Annotated in this window: 20 protein-coding genes; 10 read left to right on the top strand and 10 right to left on the bottom strand. The window is 65.4% G+C overall.

The annotated features are described in order from the left end of the window. Nucleotides 1–23: 23 nt before the first annotated feature. Complete coding sequence (locus tag QM590_RS06770) at nt 24–1,205, top strand: zinc-dependent alcohol dehydrogenase (RefSeq protein ID WP_269594291.1); 1,182 nt, start codon at nt 24–26, stop codon at nt 1,203–1,205. Nucleotides 1,206–1,285: 80 nt separating this feature from the next. Here QM590_RS06770 and QM590_RS06775 read toward each other — a convergent pair whose 3' ends face one another. Then, entirely contained in the window at nt 1,286–2,239 is a 954-nt protein-coding gene (locus QM590_RS06775; RefSeq protein WP_068050324.1) for a hypothetical protein, read from the bottom strand. 213 nt (nt 2,240–2,452) lie between these two features. On the opposite strand from QM590_RS06775, the gene QM590_RS06780 reads away from it, so the two are divergent. Then, nucleotides 2,453–2,845 carry an OsmC family protein gene (locus QM590_RS06780; RefSeq protein WP_269594292.1) on the top strand — a complete coding sequence of 131 codons (393 nt, stop codon included), beginning with the start codon at nt 2,453–2,455 and terminating at the stop codon, nt 2,843–2,845. Nucleotides 2,846–2,884: 39 nt separating this feature from the next. Further along, nucleotides 2,885–3,721: a YihY/virulence factor BrkB family protein gene (locus QM590_RS06785; RefSeq protein ID WP_269594293.1), complete on the top strand. Its 837-nt coding sequence runs from the start codon at nt 2,885–2,887 to the stop codon at nt 3,719–3,721. Here the strand turns inward: QM590_RS06785 and QM590_RS06790 are convergent. From QM590_RS06790 to QM590_RS06805, 4 genes are all read right to left on the bottom strand, one after another. Continuing rightward, nucleotides 3,669–4,493 (bottom strand): CDP-alcohol phosphatidyltransferase family protein, encoded by an 825-nt coding sequence (locus QM590_RS06790; RefSeq protein WP_269594294.1) that lies wholly within the window; start codon nt 4,491–4,493, stop codon nt 3,669–3,671. The genes QM590_RS06785 and QM590_RS06790 overlap by 53 nt on opposite strands. Before the next feature lie 10 nt (nt 4,494–4,503). Then, entirely contained in the window at nt 4,504–4,737 is a 234-nt protein-coding gene (locus QM590_RS06795; RefSeq protein WP_231893824.1) for a hypothetical protein, read from the bottom strand. Between the two features lie 85 nt (nt 4,738–4,822). Next, entirely contained in the window at nt 4,823–7,144 is a 2,322-nt protein-coding gene (locus tag QM590_RS06800; protein ID WP_269594295.1) for a glycosyltransferase, read from the bottom strand. Next, nucleotides 7,141–8,067 (bottom strand): WcbI family polysaccharide biosynthesis putative acetyltransferase, encoded by a 927-nt coding sequence (locus QM590_RS06805; protein WP_269594296.1) that lies wholly within the window; start codon nt 8,065–8,067, stop codon nt 7,141–7,143. The genes QM590_RS06800 and QM590_RS06805 overlap by 4 nt, the downstream gene beginning before the upstream one ends. A gap of 168 nt (nt 8,068–8,235) precedes the next feature. Between QM590_RS06805 and QM590_RS06810 the strand changes: the two genes are divergently transcribed. From QM590_RS06810 to QM590_RS06825, 4 genes are read left to right on the top strand one after another with little or no spacing between them, the layout of a single operon-like run. Beyond that, entirely contained in the window at nt 8,236–9,321 is a 1,086-nt protein-coding gene (locus QM590_RS06810) for a glycosyltransferase family protein (RefSeq protein WP_269594297.1), read from the top strand. Continuing rightward, complete coding sequence (locus QM590_RS06815) at nt 9,318–10,427, top strand: glycosyltransferase (RefSeq protein ID WP_269594298.1); 1,110 nt, start codon at nt 9,318–9,320, stop codon at nt 10,425–10,427. Before QM590_RS06810 ends, QM590_RS06815 begins: the two co-directional genes overlap by 4 nt. Then, complete coding sequence (locus QM590_RS06820; RefSeq protein WP_269594299.1) at nt 10,424–11,431, top strand: glycosyltransferase; 1,008 nt, start codon at nt 10,424–10,426, stop codon at nt 11,429–11,431. The genes QM590_RS06815 and QM590_RS06820 overlap by 4 nt, the downstream gene beginning before the upstream one ends. Next, complete coding sequence (locus QM590_RS06825) at nt 11,428–12,246, top strand: glycosyltransferase family 2 protein (RefSeq protein WP_269594300.1); 819 nt, start codon at nt 11,428–11,430, stop codon at nt 12,244–12,246. The genes QM590_RS06820 and QM590_RS06825 overlap by 4 nt, the downstream gene beginning before the upstream one ends. Nucleotides 12,247–12,334: 88 nt before the next feature. Here QM590_RS06825 and QM590_RS06830 read toward each other — a convergent pair whose 3' ends face one another. Further along, complete coding sequence (locus QM590_RS06830) at nt 12,335–13,522, bottom strand: esterase/lipase family protein (RefSeq protein WP_269594301.1); 1,188 nt, start codon at nt 13,520–13,522, stop codon at nt 12,335–12,337. A gap of 272 nt (nt 13,523–13,794) precedes the next feature. On the opposite strand from QM590_RS06830, the gene QM590_RS06835 reads away from it, so the two are divergent. Together QM590_RS06835 and QM590_RS06840 are read left to right on the top strand one after the other, a co-directional pair. Continuing rightward, a complete protein-coding gene (locus tag QM590_RS06835; protein ID WP_269594302.1) occupies nt 13,795–15,051 on the top strand; it encodes a PucR family transcriptional regulator in 1,257 nt (418 codons plus the stop codon). Continuing rightward, on the top strand, nt 15,048–15,776 hold the full coding sequence (locus tag QM590_RS06840) for an EAL domain-containing protein (protein WP_262498276.1): 729 nt from the start codon (nt 15,048–15,050) through the stop codon (nt 15,774–15,776). Before QM590_RS06835 ends, QM590_RS06840 begins: the two co-directional genes overlap by 4 nt. Nucleotides 15,777–15,858: 82 nt before the next feature. Here QM590_RS06840 and QM590_RS06845 read toward each other — a convergent pair whose 3' ends face one another. Further along, nucleotides 15,859–16,056, bottom strand: a complete 198-nt coding sequence (locus QM590_RS06845; RefSeq protein WP_269594304.1) for a CsbD family protein — start codon at nt 16,054–16,056, stop codon at nt 15,859–15,861. A 140-nt stretch (nt 16,057–16,196) separates the two neighbouring features. Between QM590_RS06845 and QM590_RS06850 the strand changes: the two genes are divergently transcribed. After that, the gene (locus QM590_RS06850; RefSeq protein WP_269594449.1) at nt 16,197–16,640 is read left to right on the top strand and encodes a hypothetical protein; all 444 of its coding nucleotides are present in this window, start codon (nt 16,197–16,199) and stop codon (nt 16,638–16,640) included. Nucleotides 16,641–16,706: 66 nt separating this feature from the next. Here the strand turns inward: QM590_RS06850 and QM590_RS06855 are convergent, their stop codons facing one another. The 3 genes from QM590_RS06855 to QM590_RS06865 form a co-directional block, all read right to left on the bottom strand. Continuing rightward, nucleotides 16,707–17,255, bottom strand: coding sequence for a Dps family protein (locus QM590_RS06855; RefSeq protein ID WP_032397614.1), 549 nt, complete (start codon nt 17,253–17,255; stop codon nt 16,707–16,709). A gap of 78 nt (nt 17,256–17,333) precedes the next feature. Continuing rightward, complete coding sequence (locus QM590_RS06860) at nt 17,334–18,401, bottom strand: TerC family protein (RefSeq protein WP_269594305.1); 1,068 nt, start codon at nt 18,399–18,401, stop codon at nt 17,334–17,336. A 353-nt stretch (nt 18,402–18,754) separates the two neighbouring features. After that, nucleotides 18,755–19,969, bottom strand: coding sequence for a PucR family transcriptional regulator (locus tag QM590_RS06865; protein WP_269594306.1), 1,215 nt, complete (start codon nt 19,967–19,969; stop codon nt 18,755–18,757). Between the last annotated feature and the right edge of the window lie 80 nt (nt 19,970–20,049).

The raw sequence follows: 20,049 nt of genomic DNA on the forward strand, positions 1-20,049 counted from the left end.
GGTCGTTCCATCGGAAGGACCACATGCGCGCAGTGACCTGGCAAGGCAAGAGGAAAGTCGGCGTGGACACCGTTCCCGACCCGCGGATAGAACTGCCGACAGACGCGATCGTGAAGATCACGACGACCAACATCTGCGGTTCGGACCTGCATTTGTACGAAACACTCGGTGCCTTCATGGACGAAGGTGACATCCTTGGCCACGAGCCGATGGGCATCGTCGAGGAAGTCGGTTCGCAGACCGGCGATCTGGCAGTCGGAGACCGAGTGGTCATCCCGTTCCAGATCTCCTGCGGGCACTGCTACATGTGCGATTCGAGTCTCTACACCCAGTGCGAGACCACGCAGGTCCGCGATCAGGGAACGGGTGCAGCACTGTTCGGCTTCTCCAAGCTCTACGGGCAAGTTCCCGGCGGTCAGGCCGAGTACCTCCGCGTCCCGCAGGCGCAGTTCACTCACATCAAAGTTCCGGAGGGACCGCCGGATTCGCGATTCGTCTACCTCTCCGATGTGTTGCCCACCGCATGGCAGTCCGTCGAATACGCGGCAATTCCGGACGGGGGATCGGTGACGATCCTCGGTCTCGGGCCCATCGGAGACATGGCAGCGCGCATCGCACAGCACAAGGGCGCGCGAGTGATCGCCGTCGACCTCGTACCCGAGCGACTCGCCCGCGCCGCAGCACGGGGAATCGAGACGGTGAACCTTGCCGAGCACAGCGGTGGCGTCGGCGACGTCATCCGCGAGATGACCGACGGCCGGGGCACGGACTCGGTCATCGATGCGGTGGGTATGGAAGCGCACGGATCGCCGGTCGGCAAACTCGCACAGCAGATCGTCGGAATGCTTCCGGACGCCGTGGCCGCGCCGATGATGCAGAAGGCCGGCGTCGATCGTCTCGGCGCGCTGTACTCGGCAATCGACATAGTCCGCCGCGGCGGAACCATCTCGATCATCGGGGTGTACGGCGGTATGGCCGATCCGCTACCGCTGATGACCATGTTCGACAAGCAGATTCAGCTGCGGATGGGGCAGGCGAACGTCAAGAGATGGGTCGACGACATCATGCCGTTGCTCGGTGACGACGATCCCCTCGGCGTCGACTCGTTCGCCACGCACGAGCTTTCGCTCGAGGAGGCTCCGCATGCGTACGACATCTTCCAGAAGAAGCAGGACGGTGCCATCAAGGTGCTGCTGAAGCCCTAGAGACCACCTTCGAATACAGCGATGCGGCCCGGAAGTTCACGGGCCGCATCGGTATTCGCAGAAGGATCAATCCATCTTCGTCAGTCGATGGAGATGACGTCCTTGGCGATTGCTGCCACGCGCGTCTGTCCTGCGGACACGACTCCGTGGCGGTTCTTGTGTGCCTCTTCGTACGTCACGACGGTGCGAACGTCGGTCGGGTTCGTGAGGTCCTTGATGGCGGCGACGGCGTCCGAGACGTTCAGGTCGTCGTAATCCGCGATCGGCAGCTCGTCGGCGTCCAGGGTCCCGCTGGCCGACCGCGCGGTGTGAATCGCGTCGGCGACGGTATCGACGCCCTCGCTGCGGGTGACGTCCTCGGCTGCTTCGAGTGCTGCATCGCGACTTGCCGTCAGCGTCTTGACTGCCACGTCACCGGCGTGCGCGCCGCGGCCCAGAAGCCCGGCGAGGCGGTCCGGGGTAGCGCGAGCTGCGTCCAGTGCGCGGTCGAGACCGCGAGCCGACCAGGTTGCGGGTGCGTTGACGATCTTGACCGCGGTGCCTGCGGCGGCCTGGAACGGGGTGCGACGCAATGCTGCGGGTCCGCCCAGTGCATCTTCCGCGAGGACGGTCTCGAGCCATTCCACCGTGGCGCTGTGCGCCGTGGCCAGCCGAGTCGCCAGAGCGACGACGGTGGGCTCGTTCGCTGCGGTGGCCAGAGCCTTGATGTACTTGGCGCGGCCCAGCAGCTGCTGCTCGAGTGCGAGATCGCCCAGCAGGGCCTCGTCGAACGGCTGTGCTTGCTCGGCCACTGCTTTGACCGCGGCGAGCGTGCGTCCCAGGAACGGCGACACGAGGTCGGGCAGTCCGCCGAGTCCGCGAAGGGCTTCCTCGATGGCTGCGGCGCGGTCGCGACCGTTCGCGGCGTTCTGGGTCAACTCCCTGCGTACCGCCTCGGTGCGCGCCTGAACGACGCGAGTTTCGGCGATCTGGATTTCGGTGTTCGTCAGCTGCAGTGCGACACGCAACTGGGCGATCAACGTCGATGTGCTCATGGTGCTCCCCTTTCGGTTGGGTGGTCGATTTTCTCTGGCCGATGCCTGTGGGTCACAGCGTGATGCTCGGCCCTGACTGCAGCATTACCCGTCGGTAGGTTCGGTCAAACTGACGTATCCGAGGTGTGAACAGCGACACGTACCCGCCGGCCTCGTTCCGCATGTGCGGAACCTGCCGGTTTCGATCGGCTGCCGACTGGACATCCGACATCGATGAACACCGAGCTGTACACAGCAACTGTCTCTGCCAGCGCGACGGGCGTCACCTCCGACGACGGGGTTCTGTCCCTCGGTGTGCGCGAACCGAAGCAACTCGGAGGGCCGGGCGAGCACACCAACCCGGAACAGCTGATGGCCGCCGCGTTGTCGAGTTGCCTGGTCGAATCTCTGCGCATCGCGCTCGGAACCGTCGGGGGCAGCGTCGACGAACTCGCGGTGAAGGGCACCGTGGTGCTCACCGACTCCGACGCATCCGGCTACGACGCGACCTTCGCACTCGCGGTATCTCTTCCCGGCACCGACAACGCCGAGGCAGTGTTGGCGCAGGCGACCTCGATCTGCCCGTTTCTCAAGGTCATCGACGGAGTGGAGGTCACCCTTGAATGACCCGTCGACGGGTGCCCTGCACTTCGGTGCCCGCACGAGATGACCTCGATACGCACCAGGGCAGCGCGGGGAGTCGAGGCGATCAAAGCCGGGTTCGCCCGCGAGGACACCACCTTGATCGCGGGCGGTCTGACCTTCTACGCCGTCATCGCCGTGGTGCCGCTCTTGCTCCTCACCATCCGCGCCTGCACCCTGCTGGTGTCGGCCGACTGGGTGCGCGGGGGCTTCGACGCCATCTCGGCGTTGTTGCCCGATGCCCTGGGTGCTCGTGCGGCCGTGGACGGACTGGCTACTGCCGGAATCGAACTCGGCCCGATCGGCGTCCTGATCGCCATCTTCCCCGCGACGTTCTACGGGGAGGGTCTGCGCCGGGCGATCGTGCGGTTCGCTCCGATCCGAGAATCGTTCACCGGTTGGCGGGGACGACTGGCTATGGTGCCGTTCTTCGCCGCAGCGCCGGTCTTGCTGGCAGGCGTCCTCTGCGTAGCGCGGATTCTCGAAGCAACGACCGGTGGCGGCGGAATCGGAGCCATGGCGGTGCGCGTGTTCCTCGGCTTCAACTGCCTATGGTTGATCCTGTCCGTCCCCTTGGCATGGACCTATCGCGTGATTGCGCCACGTGCGGTGGGCTGGCGGGCGTTGATCGTCGGATCACTCGTCACCTCGTCCATCGTCACCGGATTCGTCCACGGATTCATCTTGTTCCTGGCGATACCGGTGGACCTGGGTGCGCCGTTCGGAGGCCTCACCGCGATCGGCGGTGGAGTGGCAATGATGTTGTGGATGTTCGTGTTCCATGTGCTGGCTCTGGCCGGCTGGCTGGTCACTGCCGAGTTCGATCGGCCCGTCGATGCAACCCGAACATCAACTGCATGAACCCGACGACCGCGAGCGCGCACGTCACCGACATTCCGATCGTCGCCGATGACCCGGCGGCGGCCGGAGCGGCACCGGCGACCGTCGCCGTGACCGCAGCCGCGATCACCCGCGAGGGGCGCTCCCACACCGTCAGAAAACCGACATCCTCGATGCCGGAACCCACCGCGCGGGCACGGGCCATCTCGTGCAGCATCGTGGTCACACCGACCGCGAGGACGAGCGGCATCGGTGCTCCGAGCGCAAGACCGCTCGCCAGGAGCAGTAGGTCGCTGCAGCGATCGGCGACGGTATCGAGCAGGTACCCCCACTGGGTTTGGGAGCGACCGATCATCGCGACCCCACCGTCGATACCGTCGAGCAGGCCGGAGATCACGATCAGCACAGCCGCGATCAGCGGTGCCGAGGTGCCGGGGCGAGACAGGGCCACTGCTGCTCCTGCCACGACGACGCCAGTCAGGGTGACCGCGTGGGCGGATACGGACGCGCGAACCAACGGTGCGCTCAGCGCATAGACGACGCGAAGCCAACCCGAGACCAACCCGGAAGCGGAAGGATCGATGCCGTTGTGCAGCGTCGACCACGTCGACAGATACTCCTCGCGAGTCGCCGGACGTACCGGCACACCCCGCTGCTTCGACGTACTGCGCTGATTGACCATCGAGAACCCTTGCTCGGCACTGACTGAGAGGAACTCGACGAGCAGTTGACCGGCGATTGCGCGTCGAGACTTCGATGCGGAGTACCCGCCCGCGGCGTTCTCAATCCGCACCGCAACCGGGCTATCGGTCGTCGTCGGAGTTACTCGCTCTCCGCCGCGCTTTCAGTCGCGAGATCTTGATGCCCACGGCAGCGAGCACGATCAGCCAGCCCGAGATCAACACTCCGCCACCGACGAACGCCGCACGGCGCAGAGGATGTTCGTCGGCGTACACGTAACCGACTGTGCCCCAGATCAATGCGATGAGGGCGATGATCGCCATCATCCAGAGCATCGAATACAGCGTTCTGTTCATTGTTCACCCGACCTTGCTGTTACGTCGTCCCCGACGAGCGCGGACATCCATTCTTCCATCAGTGGCCGCCGCACCGTATTCCCCTTCACCAGGACAGATTCGGTTGATGTTCACCGGTCGAGATCCCGAATTCGACGGCCGTGCGGTGCATGTGCCCGAAGAGGCCTTCGGCCGCATCGAGCCGATCACGACCGAGCGCATCGGCCCACCGCGCCGCGCGCGCACTCGACCGCGAACTGCGACACTCGACGACACCGCAGCCGCCGACGTCCACGGTCATGCGATCGGCACCGGTTGCCATCATTCGGCGCAGAGCGTGCTCACCGAACAGTACGAGTCCGCGGACGTGTACGACCATGTGGCTGCGGCCGGTGTCGCCGGGCCGACCCAGATGGACCCGTGGGTCCACGTCGCCCCACTGCTCTCGCAACGACGCCGCGTCCGAACCGTCCAGCCACACCGCGCAATCTCGCTCGCGCAGAACGGAACCGACCGTGGCGAGCAGCGATGCAGAACTGTGTCCGGCGCACTCGACGACCACGACGATCTCGGGCACGGCGTAGACGAGGCCGTGAGTGCGAGCCGCAGGGTCGGTGATGCGCGAGGACAGCATCAGGGCTTCGAGATTCTTGCGTTCGCGATCCCCGCCCGTCCGCTCGGCCCATTCGGGTCCGTCGTGCCAGGCGACCGCTCGGGGCAGGTGCGCCAGGACGGCACCGGCGTCGTAGGCGCGATGCGCGAACTCCCAGTCCTCTCCGCCGTAGCCGACGAAGGTCTCGTCGAATCCACCGATCTCGAAGAACAGCCGACGGCTGCACGACATGACCGCGCTGATGATGAACCGGTACGAACGTCGATCGGCATCGAGCAGGTCTCGCGAGCGGGAATACCCGTCCCGAAGCCACCCCGGCTCCGACAACTCCGGCGGTCCGGACGATTCGCCGCCGAACCACCCGGCCACGTCCTCGGCGGACCAGCCCGTCAGATCGGCGTGGCGTCGCCGACCCACGGCGAGAGCATCGGGAACCGCCCCTGTCAGCCGTACCGATTCCGCGATGTAGCCGGGTTCGGGGACGGTATCGGCGTCCAGAAAACACAGAATCTCCCCGTCGGCCACCGATGCGCCGAGATTGCGTACTGCCGCCGCGCGGAAGCCGAGATCGTCCTGTCGAACGACGGTGATGTCCAGGGCCGTCCGGAAGCCGTCGACGTCCGGTGCTTCGGGGGACCCGTCGTCGGCCACGATCACCTGGAGCAGCGAGGCCGGGTAGCTCTGCAGTGTCAGCGCGGTCAGTACGAACTCCAGCTGCCGCTGCTGGCGAAAGTACGGGATCACCAGGGACACTCGCGGTTCCCGATCGACCGGCTCGGCGAGATCCCACCGATTGCCCGGAACCACCCATCGGCCGTCGGGTAGCTGGTCTGCCGTTCGTTCGCACTGTTCGTCGAACAGTGCGCGATACAGCACGGCTGCTTGCTCGAGAGTGGGGTAGGTAACCACGTCGCGGTTCTGCCAGGTCCTGTCGGGATGGCGCTGAGCCTGCGCCATCGCAGACGCGAGGCCGTCGACCGAATTCTCGTGAATCCACAGCGCCCCGGGGGAGTTGGTCTCCATTTCCTCCACGTACCGACCGCGCGGGACGAGTGGTCGACGGCCGGCCGCGATCCAGGAATTGATCGAACCCGATGCCGACACGTGTCGGTGGAACGCGACGGGAATCGCGATCGACCGCAGGATCTCGTTCAGCTCTGCATCGGGAACGAAACCGGTCGAGGTGAACGATCGGCCGAGTTGCTCTGCAGCACGGCCGAGTTCCTCGATCATGGATTCGTGGCCCGGTGATGCGGACCCGATCGAGAGTAAGTCGACGTCGGTGTCCAGCGACGTCATGGCATCGAGCACCTCCTCGTGCCCTTTGCCCGGGTAGACGAATCCGAGTACGCCGACGAGTTTTCGTGGGGCGACGCGGTCTTCGGTTCGTGGCTCCGCGCGTCCGATCGGAAGCGGGATCACCCGAACGTCGTCTCCACCGTCCAGGACGTCATCGAGCAAAAGCCGCTCGTGCATGCTGGAGACGACGACGGCAGCGGCGCAATCGGCCACCCGCCGGTAGCACTTCTTCCGCGCCTCGAATGCGTGGCCGTCGGATGCCTGCGGGACATCGTGCATCGTGAGGGTGATCGGTGCGCGGTGCCGCTGGGCGAAGGCGACGAAAGCATCCGCCGCCGCCTCTGCAGTGCGGCCGAACAACCGGTCGGTGAAGTGCACGTGGGTCGCACTGTCGAGGGGCAGCTGTTCGAGATCCGATATCACCGGACTGGCTGTGGCGGAGGCCAGTTCGCGCGCACAGCGGACGACACCGTGCTCGTCGGGCCCCATGACGAGATGAAGTACCGTCCCGGTCACGGTGCCAGCTCCAGGATTCGGATCAGTTCGGCGTGACGTTCGAGCGCAGCATCGACGAACTCGGGACGATCCGCGTACCACTGCAGGTGAGCGCGGTGGACGGAATCCGGCGACACGGCAGCGCCGTCCACCGACCAGTTCGGCCGCGAATCGCCCTGCAGGCCAAGTGCATTCAGCACTCGTCCCTCGACGGGCGCGCGAACGCCGCCGAGCAACTCGCGTCCCGGATCCCGCACCGTGCTCCCGGTCCCCAACTGATCGAGTATCCGCTGGGCGAGAGCGCCGAGCACCACGTTGGTCGCATGGTTGATCGTGTGGGTGGCGTCGATCCCGGCATCTGCGAACAGGTCGGAGGCAACGATGTCGGTGTCTCGGCGTTCGCGTCGGCGCAACTCGTCGAGGCTCGCCTCGGCTGCCTGTCGCAGACGGTCGTCCGAGACCGATCGATCCCAGTCCTCATCGCCGCCCAGGCCGCGACGGGCGGCGAGAATCGTCCGTAAGTCGTGGTACGGCACCATGTTCGGGACGGCAGCGGGGTCGCTCGGGTGTCGAACGATGACCTGGAAGGGGTGCAGCCCCGCGTATCTCAGTACCGGCCACCGGACCACGGTGGCGCCGGGTGCGAGCGCGTCGGCGAGATCGGGTACCCCCAGTGGCAGCGACCGATAGCCGGCTCGAACCGGCTGGGTGAGCAGCACCGACGCCTGGCGCACGAGGCGGTCGACGTGGGGCAGGTCCGAGGCTTCCAGCTCGTGTACGGGAGGGATGCGTACCGTCCGCAGCGGCATGGCCGGGTCGGAACCGAGGAGGATGCGCAGTGCCTCGGCCTGGCAGTTTCCCCAGACGAGCAGAAGCGGTCCGTCCTTCTCGGCGTCGTCCGCCAGTCCGTAGAATTCGCCGTAATGGCGGGTGCGACCGTCCATGCTTGCCCCGACGTCGTGTGATCGTTCTTGTTGGACCATTCTCTCGTCAACGTAGACCCGGCGGACGGGCTTCGCCAACCCCGATTGAACCCGGCTCCAACTGGGTACAGGCTACGTATCGCGTGTCGGGACCAGGCACGATCCACCTGCCTGTACCCGAAGGAATTCATGATTCGCGTTGCATCGGTTCCGTCCTCGCACGCCTATGTCCGACACCTGCAGCCCGTCGTCGGTGCCGCGCCACACGAGATGTCCGTCGACCCGGCGGTGATCGTGCTGCCCGATCCGACCCCGGTAAGAGTCGACGTACCCGGCCAGTGGTGGCCCCCACGACTGCTCGATGCTCGGTGGCTCGCCGAGCAAACCGACGTGCACTTCGATGTGCTGCACGTGCATTTCGGGTTCGAGTCCTTCACGGCCGACGAACTCACCCGCACCGTCGAGCATCTGCGCGCCCACCGGCAGCCGTTGGTGCTGACGGTTCACGACCTGCACAATCCCCATTTCGCGGACAGCGCCGATCACCTGCGACAGTTGGACGTACTGATTCCCGCTGCCGCCGCCGTCATCACCCTCACCGCGGGAGCCGCTGCCTGGATTCACGATCGGTGGGGCGTCGAGGCAACAGTGGTGGACCATCCGCACGTCGTGCCGCTGGAGCGGATGACACTGCCGCGCCCGGAGTCGGACTCGTTCGTCATCGGCGTCCACGCCAAGAACCTGCGGTCCAACATGGACCCGTTGGCTGTGATGGATGCCGTGGTCGAGGCCGCACGATCGCTGCCCGACGCCACTGTTCGGTTGGACATCGACGAGGACGTGTTCGAGTCCTCCAGCCATTGGTACAGCCCGACGGTCGGCGCAAAGTTGCTGGACTACACGAGTTTTCCCGATGTCGACGTGCGCGTACACGAACGTTTCGACGACGACGCGCTGTGGGACTATCTGTCGTCGATCGATGTCTCGGTGTTGCCCTATCGCTTCGGAACACACTCGGGCTGGCTCGAGGCCTGCCGCGATCTCGGGACCGCCGTGGTCGCGTCGGACTGCGGCTTCTACGCAGATCAGGCCCGGGTGCACAGTTTCCGGATGGGAATCGATTCGTTCGATCCCGACACCCTCGTTGCTGCCGTGCGAGCAGCGCACGCCGATCGGACGCCTGCGCTCGATTCGGGCGTTCGCGCGGAGCAACGACAGCGAATCGCAGCAACTCATGCCGCGATCTATTCAGCAGTGACAAAGGAGATGCGTTGAACGAGAAGCCACTTCGCATCGCGGTGTTGGCGTCGTCGAGTTTTCCGGTGGCACAACCCTTCGCCGGCGGTCTGGAGGCGCACATCTACAACCTGGTGCGCGCGCTCACCGAGCGTGGACATCAGGTGAGTCTGTTCGCTGCAGACGGATCGAGCGTCGACCTGGACGCAACGATGCTGCCGGTCCGAACGTTGGACCTGACGCCGATCTCGATCGCCGACGTGGCGATCACTCCCACCGCGATCCGTGAGCATCACGCGTATCTGGCGGTGATGTTGGAACTGGCCGGGACGCTGTCTCGGTCGTTCGACATCGTGCACAACCACAGCCTGCACTACCTGCCGCTGGCGATGTCGGCGACGCTGTCGGTACCGATGGTGACGACACTGCACACACCTCCGTTCGCGTGGCTGGAGTCCGCGGTTGCGTTGGCTCCTCCGGGTGCCAACACCTTTGCCGCTGTCAGCGAGTTCGCCGCCTCGCAGTGGGCCGATGTCACCGCCGGAACCGTCGTCATTCGCAACGGAATCTCGTTGGAGGACTGGCCGTTCGGCACCGGGGGCGACTACGTGGTGTGGTCGGGTCGAGTGGTCCCGGAGAAGGGGCTGCACCTGGCCATCGCGGCTGCGAAAGAAGCAGGGCGCTCGCTGCGTATCGCCGGTCCGCTGAGCAATCTCGAGTACTTTCACGAGTTCGTCGAACCCATGCTCGACGAGAACATCCGGTACGTCGGACACCTCGATCAGCCCGCCCTGGCGGCGTTGGTGGCAGGTGCCGAGGTCGCGCTGGTCTCGCCGGTGTGGTCCGAGCCGTACGGCCTGGTGGTCGCAGAAGCGCTGGCCTGCGGCACTCCCGTCGCCGCGTTCGCCAGGGGCGGCATACCGGAGATCGTGGACAGCTCGTCGGGAGTGCTGGTGGCTGCCGACGACGTACACGGCCTCGCCGCAGCGATCCCCGCGGCGGCAGCGCTGAGGAGGTCCGATGTCCGGGCCCGGGCGGAGAAGGTGTGCTCGATGGGCCGGATGGTGGACGAGTACGAGGCGCTGTACCACTCGACTCTGGCCGCGGCGGTCGACTCGGTGGACGATCGACTCGCGATCGCATGATCGGCTACTACGCGCACCACCACGGGGTCGGTCACATCACCCGTTCCGACGCTATCGCACGGTCGATGGCCGAGCCGATGACGGTGTTGTCCTCGCGTGCTCGACCGACAGCGCATGCGGCGGCCGAGTGGATCTCGCTTCCTCTCGACGTGGACGACTCCGTGGAAGGCAATGCGGCGGTGGACAGTTCGGCTGGAGGGGTGTTGCACTGGGCTCCCCACGACGTGGACGGTCTGACCGAACGGATGGCGATCATCGCGGAGTGGGTGGCGCGCGAGCGACCGCGGGCGGTGGTGGTCGACGTATCGGTGGAAGTAGCGATGTTCCTGCGGCTCATGGGTGTTCGCGTGATCGTGATGGCGATACCGGGGGAGCGGAATGATCCGATCCACAACCTCGCCTACCGGGCTGCGACCCACATCGTCGCACCGTGGTCGCGCGAGGTCTACGACCCGACCTGGCTGCGCCCCTTCGCCGAGAAGACCACCTATGCAGGCTCGATCAGCCGGTTCGCCGAACGCGAGCGAGACACTGCCCACGCCGATCCGACCGTGGTGGTTCTCGGTGCCGCCGGTGGCACGGCGCTGACCCGAGACCTGGTGGACTCGTGGTCGGCGGTGGACGGCCGCTTCGAGTTCCGCGCACTCGGCGTCGCAGGCGGCGACTGGATCGACGACGTGTGGCCGGTGCTGTGTTCGGCGGCACTCGTCGTCACGCACGCCGGCCAGAACGCCGTCGCCGACGTCGCTGCTTCGGGCGCGCCGGCCATCGTCGTGCCGCAGGCCCGACCCTTCGACGAGCAGCATGCCACCGCCGCAGCACTGGCGGGCGGACCGTTCGCCGAGGTTCTCGACTCGTGGCCGTCCGTCGCGCGATGGCATGCTGCGGCCGAGCGCGCTCTCGAGATCGGTGGCCGGCGGTGGTCCGCGTTGCGTACCGAGGGCGCACCCGCCCGCGCCGCCAGGGCGATCGAGCAGGCCGCACCTCGAACGGCGCGACAGTGAAGGCCGTCGTCGTCACCGTGGTGTCCGGTCGACACGAGCACCTGGCCGCTCAGGTGCGCGGCCTGAGTGCATCGGAAGAGCAGGTCGAACACGTCGTGGTCTCCATGGGCGACGACGCGATAGAAGACGTGCTCGCTCGATCGGGTTCGGCGGCGACATGCATCGACATGCCCCCGCAGACCCCGCTGCCGCTGGCCCGCGCCCGCAATCGAGGCGCGGCCGCAGCAATCGAACGTGGCGCGGAACTGCTGGTGTTCCTGGACGTGGACTGCATTCCGGGCCCGAACATGATCGAGCTGTACCGCCGTGCGGCAACGCTGCCCGGCAACGAGCGATCCCTGCTCTGCGGTCCGGTGACCTATCTGAAAGAGAAGGACATCGGTGCCGAGGGCACGGCTCTGACGTCGCTGACCGCGCCGCACCCGGCGCGGCCGAACCCACCGGTCGACACCGTCGAGCGCGGAGACAACTTCGATCTCTTCTGGTCGCTGTCCTTCGCGGTCGGGGCAACCACCTGGACCGAACTCGGCGGCTTCTGCGAGGACTACACCGGCTACGGCGGTGAGGACACCGACTTCGCAGCCACCGCGGAGGCGTCGGGCATGGGGTTGCGGTGGGTCGGTGGGGCGCACGCCTATCATCAGTTCCATCCGGTCTCCGATCCTCCGGTGGAACATCTCGACGACATCGTCGCCAACGCGCGCACGTTCTTCGACCGATGGGGGCGGTGGCCGATGATCGGATGGCTCGACGCCTTCGCGGCTCGCGGACTCGTCGAGTTCGACGGCTCCGGGATCCGCCGCACGGCCGGCTGACTCGCTCGGACCGGCACGGCCCCGCGCAACAGTGAGGGCGATCGGCCTGCGCAGCCGATCGCCCTCACCGAGGTTTGCTCGCCGGTGACTAGCCGCCGGTGATGGGTGAGTTGAATGCGCACGGGATGGACCTCGTGGGGAAGCCCTTCGGATCCAGTGCGTTCTTCACGATGCCGATCGCGCGAGGCGAGACCGAGATCGACAGGTGGTCCGACAGATCGATCTCGCAACCGTTCTGCAGGGTGACGTTGTTGACGGTGGCACCGGGACCGGCGGTGAGGAACGTCGTCTTGTACGGGGTGACGACCTCGTCGTACTTGGTGCCGATCACGGTGTACTTGATGCCGGGGTCGGTGTCACCGCCCACTGCCAATCCCTTGACCAGATCCGAGTCGATGACCTGGTCCGAGGCGGCGGGTCCGGCGATGGCCCCGACGACGCCGAGTACGTTCAGTCCCAGGTTGTTGATCGTGCGACCCAGAGTGCCGATACCGACGAGTGTTGTGCCGTGGTTCGACCCGGCGACGCTGACGACGGTGTTGACCTTGTTCTTCGTCGGGTCGGCCGGATTGGCGCCACCCTCGAAGCGCAGGTACTGGCGGGTCACGAGTCCACCCTGGGAATGGCCGACGATGTCGACCTGAGCGGACCCGGTGGCGGCGCGCACGGCGTCGATGTAGGTCGCGATCTCCTTCGCGCTCGACGCGACGGATGCCGTGCCGCGCAGCGACTCGAGATTACCGACGATGCTCGAGTCCCGGTCGCCGTAGTTGAGCGCGAAGATGCAGTAGCCCTCTTTCTTCAGCGCAGGCGACATCCGCGCGAAGTTGTTGTAGGCGTTCTCCCACGTGCCGTGCAGCAGCACGACCGGACGTGGATGCGCTGCCGACGGCTTGCAGTTCCAGTCGTTGGCACCCTGAGGTGCGACATTGGGGTTGACGATGCTGTACAGGAATCCGGCCAGGAAGTTCTTCTGCTCCGGTCCGTAACCCGTGGTCTCGGTCCGTGGGTCGTAGGTGACGGTCGCGGGAGCGGCGGATTCGATGTTCGGCTGGGCGATGCCCTGGTCGGCGGCCTTGGGTGAGGCCTCGGTCGGACCGGGCGGAACGACCGTGTCGCCCTGCACGGTGGCGGGCGGAGCAGGTGCGGTGGCGGGCTGTGCCTGTGCTGCGACACCGGTACCGAGGGTGAGTGAGCACGCCATTGCGGCGATCATCGCGGCGCGCACCGTCGTTGCCTTCCGCGTCGTGCGGGAGGTGGACCGAGAAGTGGTCATGGAGCCTGACTTTCGACGAGGGTTGTTGGACAAGGCGGAACAGTAAGCGCCGATTTCGGTGATTCTCGTTCTCCTGTCAGGCGTTTGGAATCTGCCCGCAACCGCCGAGTCGTATGTGAGAGATCGTCACAACTGAGCACCGACGACCCGAATCCGAACCGACTGCCGGATATATTCGGGAAAACAATCCGCAGGTTTGATTGGTGTTCTACAGTGCGAGGCGGGGAAACAAACCTGAAGTAGGTTTCGAGGTTCGAGGGGTGGGGTCTTCGGTGACGGCAACGGAAAGCGTGCACGTGTCGCAGGAGGAATACGTCAGCGGGCGACGGGCGTCCGACCGTCTGCGGACTCCGAGGGAGACTGCCGCACGCATGCTGGATCAGTACTTCGGCGAGCCCGAGGACACACCACCGCCGCGCGAGTGCGCCCGCGGCGAACTCGACGACATGACGACGACCTGCTGCGAACTGGCGACCGGAGTACTCGAATCCGGGCGGCTACCGATACCCGGTGCGATGGACGTCTTTCGCGACGCAGCGACCCGGTGGGCCCGAGACGGCGTACCGCTCGGCCGTATCCAACATGCCGTCAACGAGGGCTGCGCACTGGCTGTGCGACAGGCACCGCGCCCAGGCGACGGGGGTGCCGACGATCGACTCGCCGACGGAACCGTCCTGGTCATGGAACTGTTGGACGTCGTCACCGCGGCCGTGTCCGATGCCTACCTGACGGAATTTCGTACGCTGGCTCAGAACGGTCCCCGTCACGACGTGGAACTGCTGGACGCGCTGTTGACCGGTGACGGCACGGCTCGCAAGATCGCCGATCGGATGGGAACGCTACTCGCCGAGGATTATCACGTTGTAGCCCTGCACTTTCCGGCCCATGCCGACGAAGGTGGCCGTCGGATCGACGCGGCGATGATGGCGGCTCGAAAACTGCGAAGAATACACACCGCGCTGGCCACATTCGACGCGGACTGCGTGCCCATCGCGTCGATCAGTCCCACCGGCGGAACCGTCCTGCTGCCCGATGTCCCCGGCGTCGACGTCGGCGAATTGATCGATCGTCTGGCCGACGCGGGTCAGGTGGCGGTGACTGCGACAACCGGGTCGGCCGCGATCGACGACATCGCCGCTACCGCGCCTCACCTGTACGAACTGCTGAGTCTCGTGCGTCGGCTCGGATACGCACCAGGGACGTACCGGATTTCGGATCTCGTGTTCGAGTACCAGGTGAGCAGGCCGGGCCTGGGGCGCAAACACCTTGTGACACTGATCGATCCGCTGCGCGATTCGGTCGACCTGTTGCCGACGCTGCAGGCATTCGTCGATTCGGACTCCAACCGAAAGAAGACGGCCACCTGGCTGACGGTGCATCCCAACACCGTCGACTACCGTCTCAAAAGGGTGGAGCAGCTCACCGGACTCGATCCGATGAAGCCGTCCGGACTGCGAAGACTGCACGCTGCTCTGATCGCCGACCGCCTCGAGGCCCGTCGCGTTCCGGTGGACGAGCGATCACTGTGACCGCGCCGGACGGCGCGGTGCTCGCAGCGTCGGCGGCACTCGATTCGGTGGAGTCCGTTGCCGCTCTGTTTCAGCCCGTCGTCGAACTGGCCACCGGGACAGTCGTCGGATACGAGGCTCTGGCAAGGTGGCCGTCTCCGAGCCTGGCCGTGCCCGAGGACGTGTTCGCGCTGGCGAGAGAGCGCGGACTGGTAGGTCGCGTCGACGTCGCGTGTCGCGCCGCCGCGCTGCGGGCGGCGCGTGAACGCGCCTACTCGCGTCGGGTGCGATTCTTTCTCAACATCGAGCCGGGCTGTTTCGCCGACGAACGCGACGTCGACATCCACCTCGACGCGATCGGTGACGACCTCGACGTCGTCCTCGAGATCACCGAGCGAGACCTCGACCGCAACGTGCCGTTGCTGATGGCTCTGGTCCGAGGAGCCCGCGCTCGCGGCATCTCGGTGGCCATGGACGACGTCGGTGCCACGCCTGCAACGTTGGCACTGTTGGCCTCGGTCGCGCCGGACATCGTCAAACTCGACGCGTCGATCGTCCGGTCCCCGTACCGCGCACGCGCCGCGATACGGCAGGTGCGCGCCTACGTCGGTTCGAGCGACGCCGTTCTGCTGGCCGAAGGAATCGAAACCCGCAGGCATCTGCGTCGCGCCAGGTCTCTGGGAGCAACCCTCGGTCAGGGCTGGATGTTCGGACGTCCCATGCCGCTGCCGAATCCGCCGATCTGACGAGGGACCGGGAACGACGAAACCCCGCACCCTCGACGGCCGGGGCCTGGGTGCGGGGTTTCGTTTCGACCGATCGAGACGATCAGTTCTTGAACTTGTCCTTGATGTTGCCTGCGGCGTCCGAGACGTCGTCGCCGACCTGCTTGGTCTTGCCCGACGCCTGATCCTTTGCGCCTTCGGCAGCAAGATCGTCGTTGTTGGTCTTGTGGCCGATCTTTTCCTTGGCTTCGCCCACGAGCTCTTCTGCCTTGTGCTTTGCCTTGTCGATGAAATCAGCCATGGTGAACTCCTCGAAATCGATTGTCTATCCGTTCACGAGTAGCTATACCCGTGATCGACGTCGGTAATCATGAACTGCACATGCGACGGGTTCTGCCGGCCCGATTCGGGTAATCGACGCCCATGGACCCAGATACCGATATGCATTCCGCCCCCGATATGCCCTCACCCGAACACCGGCGCCCGAGCGGAGTGGACGATGCGACCGTGGCCGCAGTGGGAAAGATGTCCGAGGCACTCGAGTGTGTGGAGCGGGCCCGGGGACACCTGTACTCGTTCCACCAACTGATGGGGCATTCGGACCTGCTGTTGGGTGAGGCCGTCGAGGCACTCGCCGAGGCAGATCACGACGCGATCGCGCAGCGAATCGACACGGACATGATCGGCAGAAACATCGCACCGGGGCGTTGGACGTTCCAGCTCGTCGAAGAGTTCGACGACGGATACTGGGGCCCGTTGCGCGAACACGAGCGGGCCGTCCGAGACGAATTGCTCGGCGGACGTCGCCACGTGTTCGAGGCCGAGATGAAGGAGAAGCGTCGAACCCACGGCCGCAGCGGGCACGAAGCGAGACCGTCCGACTGACGCCGGCCATGAAAAAGCACCGACCCCGCCGGTTGACGGCGAGGTCGGTGCGTAAAGCGTGAGTGTTTAGCCTGCTTGCTTCGCTGCGTCGACCTCGCTGGTCGCGTTGGCGGTCGAGAGCTGACCACCGGAGTTCTCCAGGTGTGCCCGCACGAACCAGTGGAAGAGTTCGAGCTGCGCGCTCTGGCCGATGAGCATGTCCTCGGTCACCGGGTCGATCTCGCCGACCTCTTCGATGTTCTTCCGAGTGGTCTCGATGACCCCGGTGTAGACCAGGTCGAGTGCACCGAGGTGCTCGATGGCCGTCGCGCGACCGATCGAGTAATCGTCCCAGCTGCGCTCGGAGACGATGGTGCCCGGTGTGCCCTTGGCCGAGGAACCGAGGGTTGCGATGCGCTCGGCGACGTCGTCCGCGAATCCGCGAACTGCTTCGACCTGCGGGTCGAGCATCTCGTGTACCGAAATGAAGTTGGGACCGACGACATTCCAGTGAATGTGCTTGAGGGTCAGGTGGAGATCGTTGTAGGCGTTCAGTCGATCCTGAAGGATCGCGGCGACGCGCGCGCCCACTTCCGAGGTGAGTCCGGGAACGGTGTACGAGTTCTTTTCAGCCATGTGCAGTGATTGCCCCATCCCCCTGGAACACAAACATGCCCCGCCGAATCGAATCGGCGGGGCATGTGTGGTGAAGGGTCAGGGCTTGTCGAGTCGCGGTGAATCCGTGCTCGACGTGCCGGTCGGCGAGGTGCCGGCCGAGGAGGTTCCGTCCGTCGGATCGACGATCGGGCTGTCGGCAGCGACCTTGTCGATGGCGTCTGCGTCGTCCTCCTTCGGGGGATTCTTCAGGCTCAGAATGATCGAGCCTGCCAGGACCACGATGATGACCACCAGGCTGACCAGCGAGGGAATCTCGGGGATCGAGGTACTGATCACCTTGTGTCCGGCCTGCAGGATCAGCTTGACGCCGATGAAGGCGAGGATGATCGCCAGTCCCTTGGACAGGTAGTGGAACTTCTCGAGCAACCCTGCGAGCAGGAAGTACAGGGCGCGTAGACCGAGAATGGCGAACGCGTTCGAGGAGTAGACGATGAAGGGGTCGTCGGTCACCGCAAGAACTGCCGGAACACTGTCGACTGCGAAGACCAGGTCGGCGGCCTCGATGGCCACCACGACGGCGAGAAGCGGCGTGGCCACTCGCTTGCCTGCTTCCTTGACGAAGAACTTGGTGCCTTCGTACTCGTCGCGGACAGGAATGATCTTGCGAAGCAAACGAACTGCGATCGAGGTGCTCGGGTCGTACGAGTCGTCCTCGTCCTTCATCAGCTTGTATGCGCTGTAGAGCAGGATGGCGGCGAAAACGAACAGAACGGCAGCGAACTTGCTGACGATGGCCACACCGGCGGCCAGGAAGATCGCGCGGAAGACGAGGGCACCGATCACACCGAAGAACAGCACGCGGTGCTGGTACTCACGGGGAACCTTGAAGTAGCCGAAGATCAGCGCGAAGACGAAGAGATTGTCGACGGACAGACTCTTCTCCAACAACCAGGCCGTCGTGTATTCGACGCCGGCCGTGGTGCCCAAGGTGAAGAACACCACGATGCCGAAGATGATGGCCACGCCGACCCACAGTGCGCTCCACCATGCGGCTTCCTTGAAACCGATGATGTGGGCACCGCGGTGTGCCAACAGGTCGATGGCCAACAGGATCAGGACGACGGCACCGAATGCCGCCCATGCCCACCAGGGGACGACGTTCATGAACGGCCACCTCTATTCGTGAATTTGCTGCCGAGTTGCTTCAACTTCGCCTGATTCTCGGGCTTGGTTGCGTACCGACGTGCTTGGTCGATCATCTTCTTGCCCTGTGGGCTGCGAGCGAACGATGTCAACTTCTGTGTCAACGACGCCATCTTCACACGCTCCTTCTCGTTCTCGTCTGTCTTCGTCTTGCCGTTTTTCCGGCCGTACGTTCGGGCCTGGGCGGAAAATACTGCGTCTTTCCGCGACTACTCCAGTGTGACTGTTCGCTTTCCTGCAGGCATGGTCGTTTTGCGGACACGTTTCGACCGATTTCGTTGCCGGGTTACGGCAAGTTCAGCGGCCCCGCTGAGTCACGACGACGAGCCGATCTCGGGCCAGTCGAGCAACTTCGCTCCGAGCACCGCCGTGTGCAGCGCGAATGCCTCGACGGGGTTGCCCACATTCTGCCCGGTCAAATCCTTTATTCGCGACAACCTGTAGGTCACCGCCCGCACCGACAGATGCATGCGGCGCGCGGTGGATGCAGTGTTCGCACCGGTGTCGAAGTACACCTGCAACGTCTCCAGTAGTGGACCCGCGCCGCCTCGCGCGCTCAGCAACGGTGTCAACAACGTGTCGACCAGATCGGCGATCGCCGCGCGATCGCTGATCAGGACGCGGTAGACGAGCAGATCACGAGCATCGACCACCGATGCGTCGAATCCGAGCGAGGCGGCGAGATCGAGTGCGTCGAGGGCTTCCCGGTACGACGCCGCGACACCGACCGCCCCGCTGCGTGGGCGGCCGACCCCGATCTGTGTCCGGCCGTATTCCCCTTTACGACGGAGATCGACCGATTCGCTCGACGTCGATGTGGACGTACCGAGGGCCCGTCCCACCCGGTCGAGGACGTGGTCGACGGCGACGAGGTCGGGTGCCGGGAACACCAGGATCAACCTGTCCTGCTTGGTGGCCACGAGCAACTCGGCGTCGCCCTTGCTGCCCTGCACACTGCGTTCGACGAGGGTGATGGCAGAGCTGGCGTCGGTGAAGGGCTTGGTCGACGTCACCACTGCCACCACATGAGGACTCGACAGATCGAGGCCGAACGTCTGCGCCCGCCCGAGCACCCCGGCGACATCGGAGGTGCCCGAGAGCAGATCGTCGACGAATTCCCGGCGGGCGAGTACCTCGGCTCGCACGAGAGTGCGCCGGGCGAGCTGGAATCCCTCGGCCAGTTCGGCCACCGCGTCGTCGACCGCGCGCAGCATCACCTCGCCTGCCGTGACGACCCCGGCCGGGTCCTCCGCGGCGGCGACGACAGCGGGTAGTTCGCGCCACAGTCGCCACGCCGAGCTCAGGTACAGATCCAGCAATGCCCGCAGTGCGACGCCCGCGCGGGCAGCGGCATCACCCTGCGCTCGGAACTCGTGCAGCTGCGGGCGGCTCAGTGGGACGCCGGCATCGACGGCGTCGGCGAGGACTTCGAGGAAGCTGCCCAGCAGAGCGACGTCGAGTCCGCCGGCGTCCGAAGCCGACTGCGCAGCGACGGAATCGAGCGGTAGCGCATCGCGCTGTGTGGCCATGTGTGTCTTGCTCCTCGTCGACTCCCATCATCGTAAGTCGCCGAAACCGATCGGTTACACGGGTGTGGAAGCATCGTCGC

It is taken from the genome of Rhodococcus sp. IEGM 1372 (genome assembly GCF_030056835.1).
Lineage (GTDB): Bacteria > Actinomycetota > Actinomycetes > Mycobacteriales > Mycobacteriaceae > Rhodococcoides.

Excerpts from the sequence above, each read along its gene's own strand:
- QM590_RS06770 (WP_269594291.1), top strand. The coding sequence starts at position 24 with ATGCGCGCAGTGACCTGGCAAGGCAAGAGGAAAGTCGGCGTGGACACC.
- QM590_RS06775 (WP_068050324.1), bottom strand. The coding sequence starts at position 2,239 with ATGAGCACATCGACGTTGATCGCCCAGTTGCGTGTCGCACTGCAGCTG.
- QM590_RS06780 (WP_269594292.1), top strand. The coding sequence starts at position 2,453 with ATGAACACCGAGCTGTACACAGCAACTGTCTCTGCCAGCGCGACGGGC.
- QM590_RS06785 (WP_269594293.1), top strand. The coding sequence starts at position 2,885 with ATGACCTCGATACGCACCAGGGCAGCGCGGGGAGTCGAGGCGATCAAA.
- QM590_RS06795 (WP_231893824.1), bottom strand. The coding sequence starts at position 4,737 with ATGAACAGAACGCTGTATTCGATGCTCTGGATGATGGCGATCATCGCC.
- QM590_RS06805 (WP_269594296.1), bottom strand. The coding sequence starts at position 8,067 with ATGGACGGTCGCACCCGCCATTACGGCGAATTCTACGGACTGGCGGAC.
- QM590_RS06810 (WP_269594297.1), top strand. The coding sequence starts at position 8,236 with ATGATTCGCGTTGCATCGGTTCCGTCCTCGCACGCCTATGTCCGACAC.
- QM590_RS06820 (WP_269594299.1), top strand. The coding sequence starts at position 10,424 with ATGATCGGCTACTACGCGCACCACCACGGGGTCGGTCACATCACCCGT.
- QM590_RS06830 (WP_269594301.1), bottom strand. The coding sequence starts at position 13,522 with ATGACCACTTCTCGGTCCACCTCCCGCACGACGCGGAAGGCAACGACG.
- QM590_RS06845 (WP_269594304.1), bottom strand. The coding sequence starts at position 16,056 with ATGGCTGATTTCATCGACAAGGCAAAGCACAAGGCAGAAGAGCTCGTG.
- QM590_RS06850 (WP_269594449.1), top strand. The coding sequence starts at position 16,197 with ATGCATTCCGCCCCCGATATGCCCTCACCCGAACACCGGCGCCCGAGC.
- QM590_RS06855 (WP_032397614.1), bottom strand. The coding sequence starts at position 17,255 with ATGGCTGAAAAGAACTCGTACACCGTTCCCGGACTCACCTCGGAAGTG.
- QM590_RS06860 (WP_269594305.1), bottom strand. The coding sequence starts at position 18,401 with ATGAACGTCGTCCCCTGGTGGGCATGGGCGGCATTCGGTGCCGTCGTC.
- QM590_RS06865 (WP_269594306.1), bottom strand. The coding sequence starts at position 19,969 with ATGGCCACACAGCGCGATGCGCTACCGCTCGATTCCGTCGCTGCGCAG.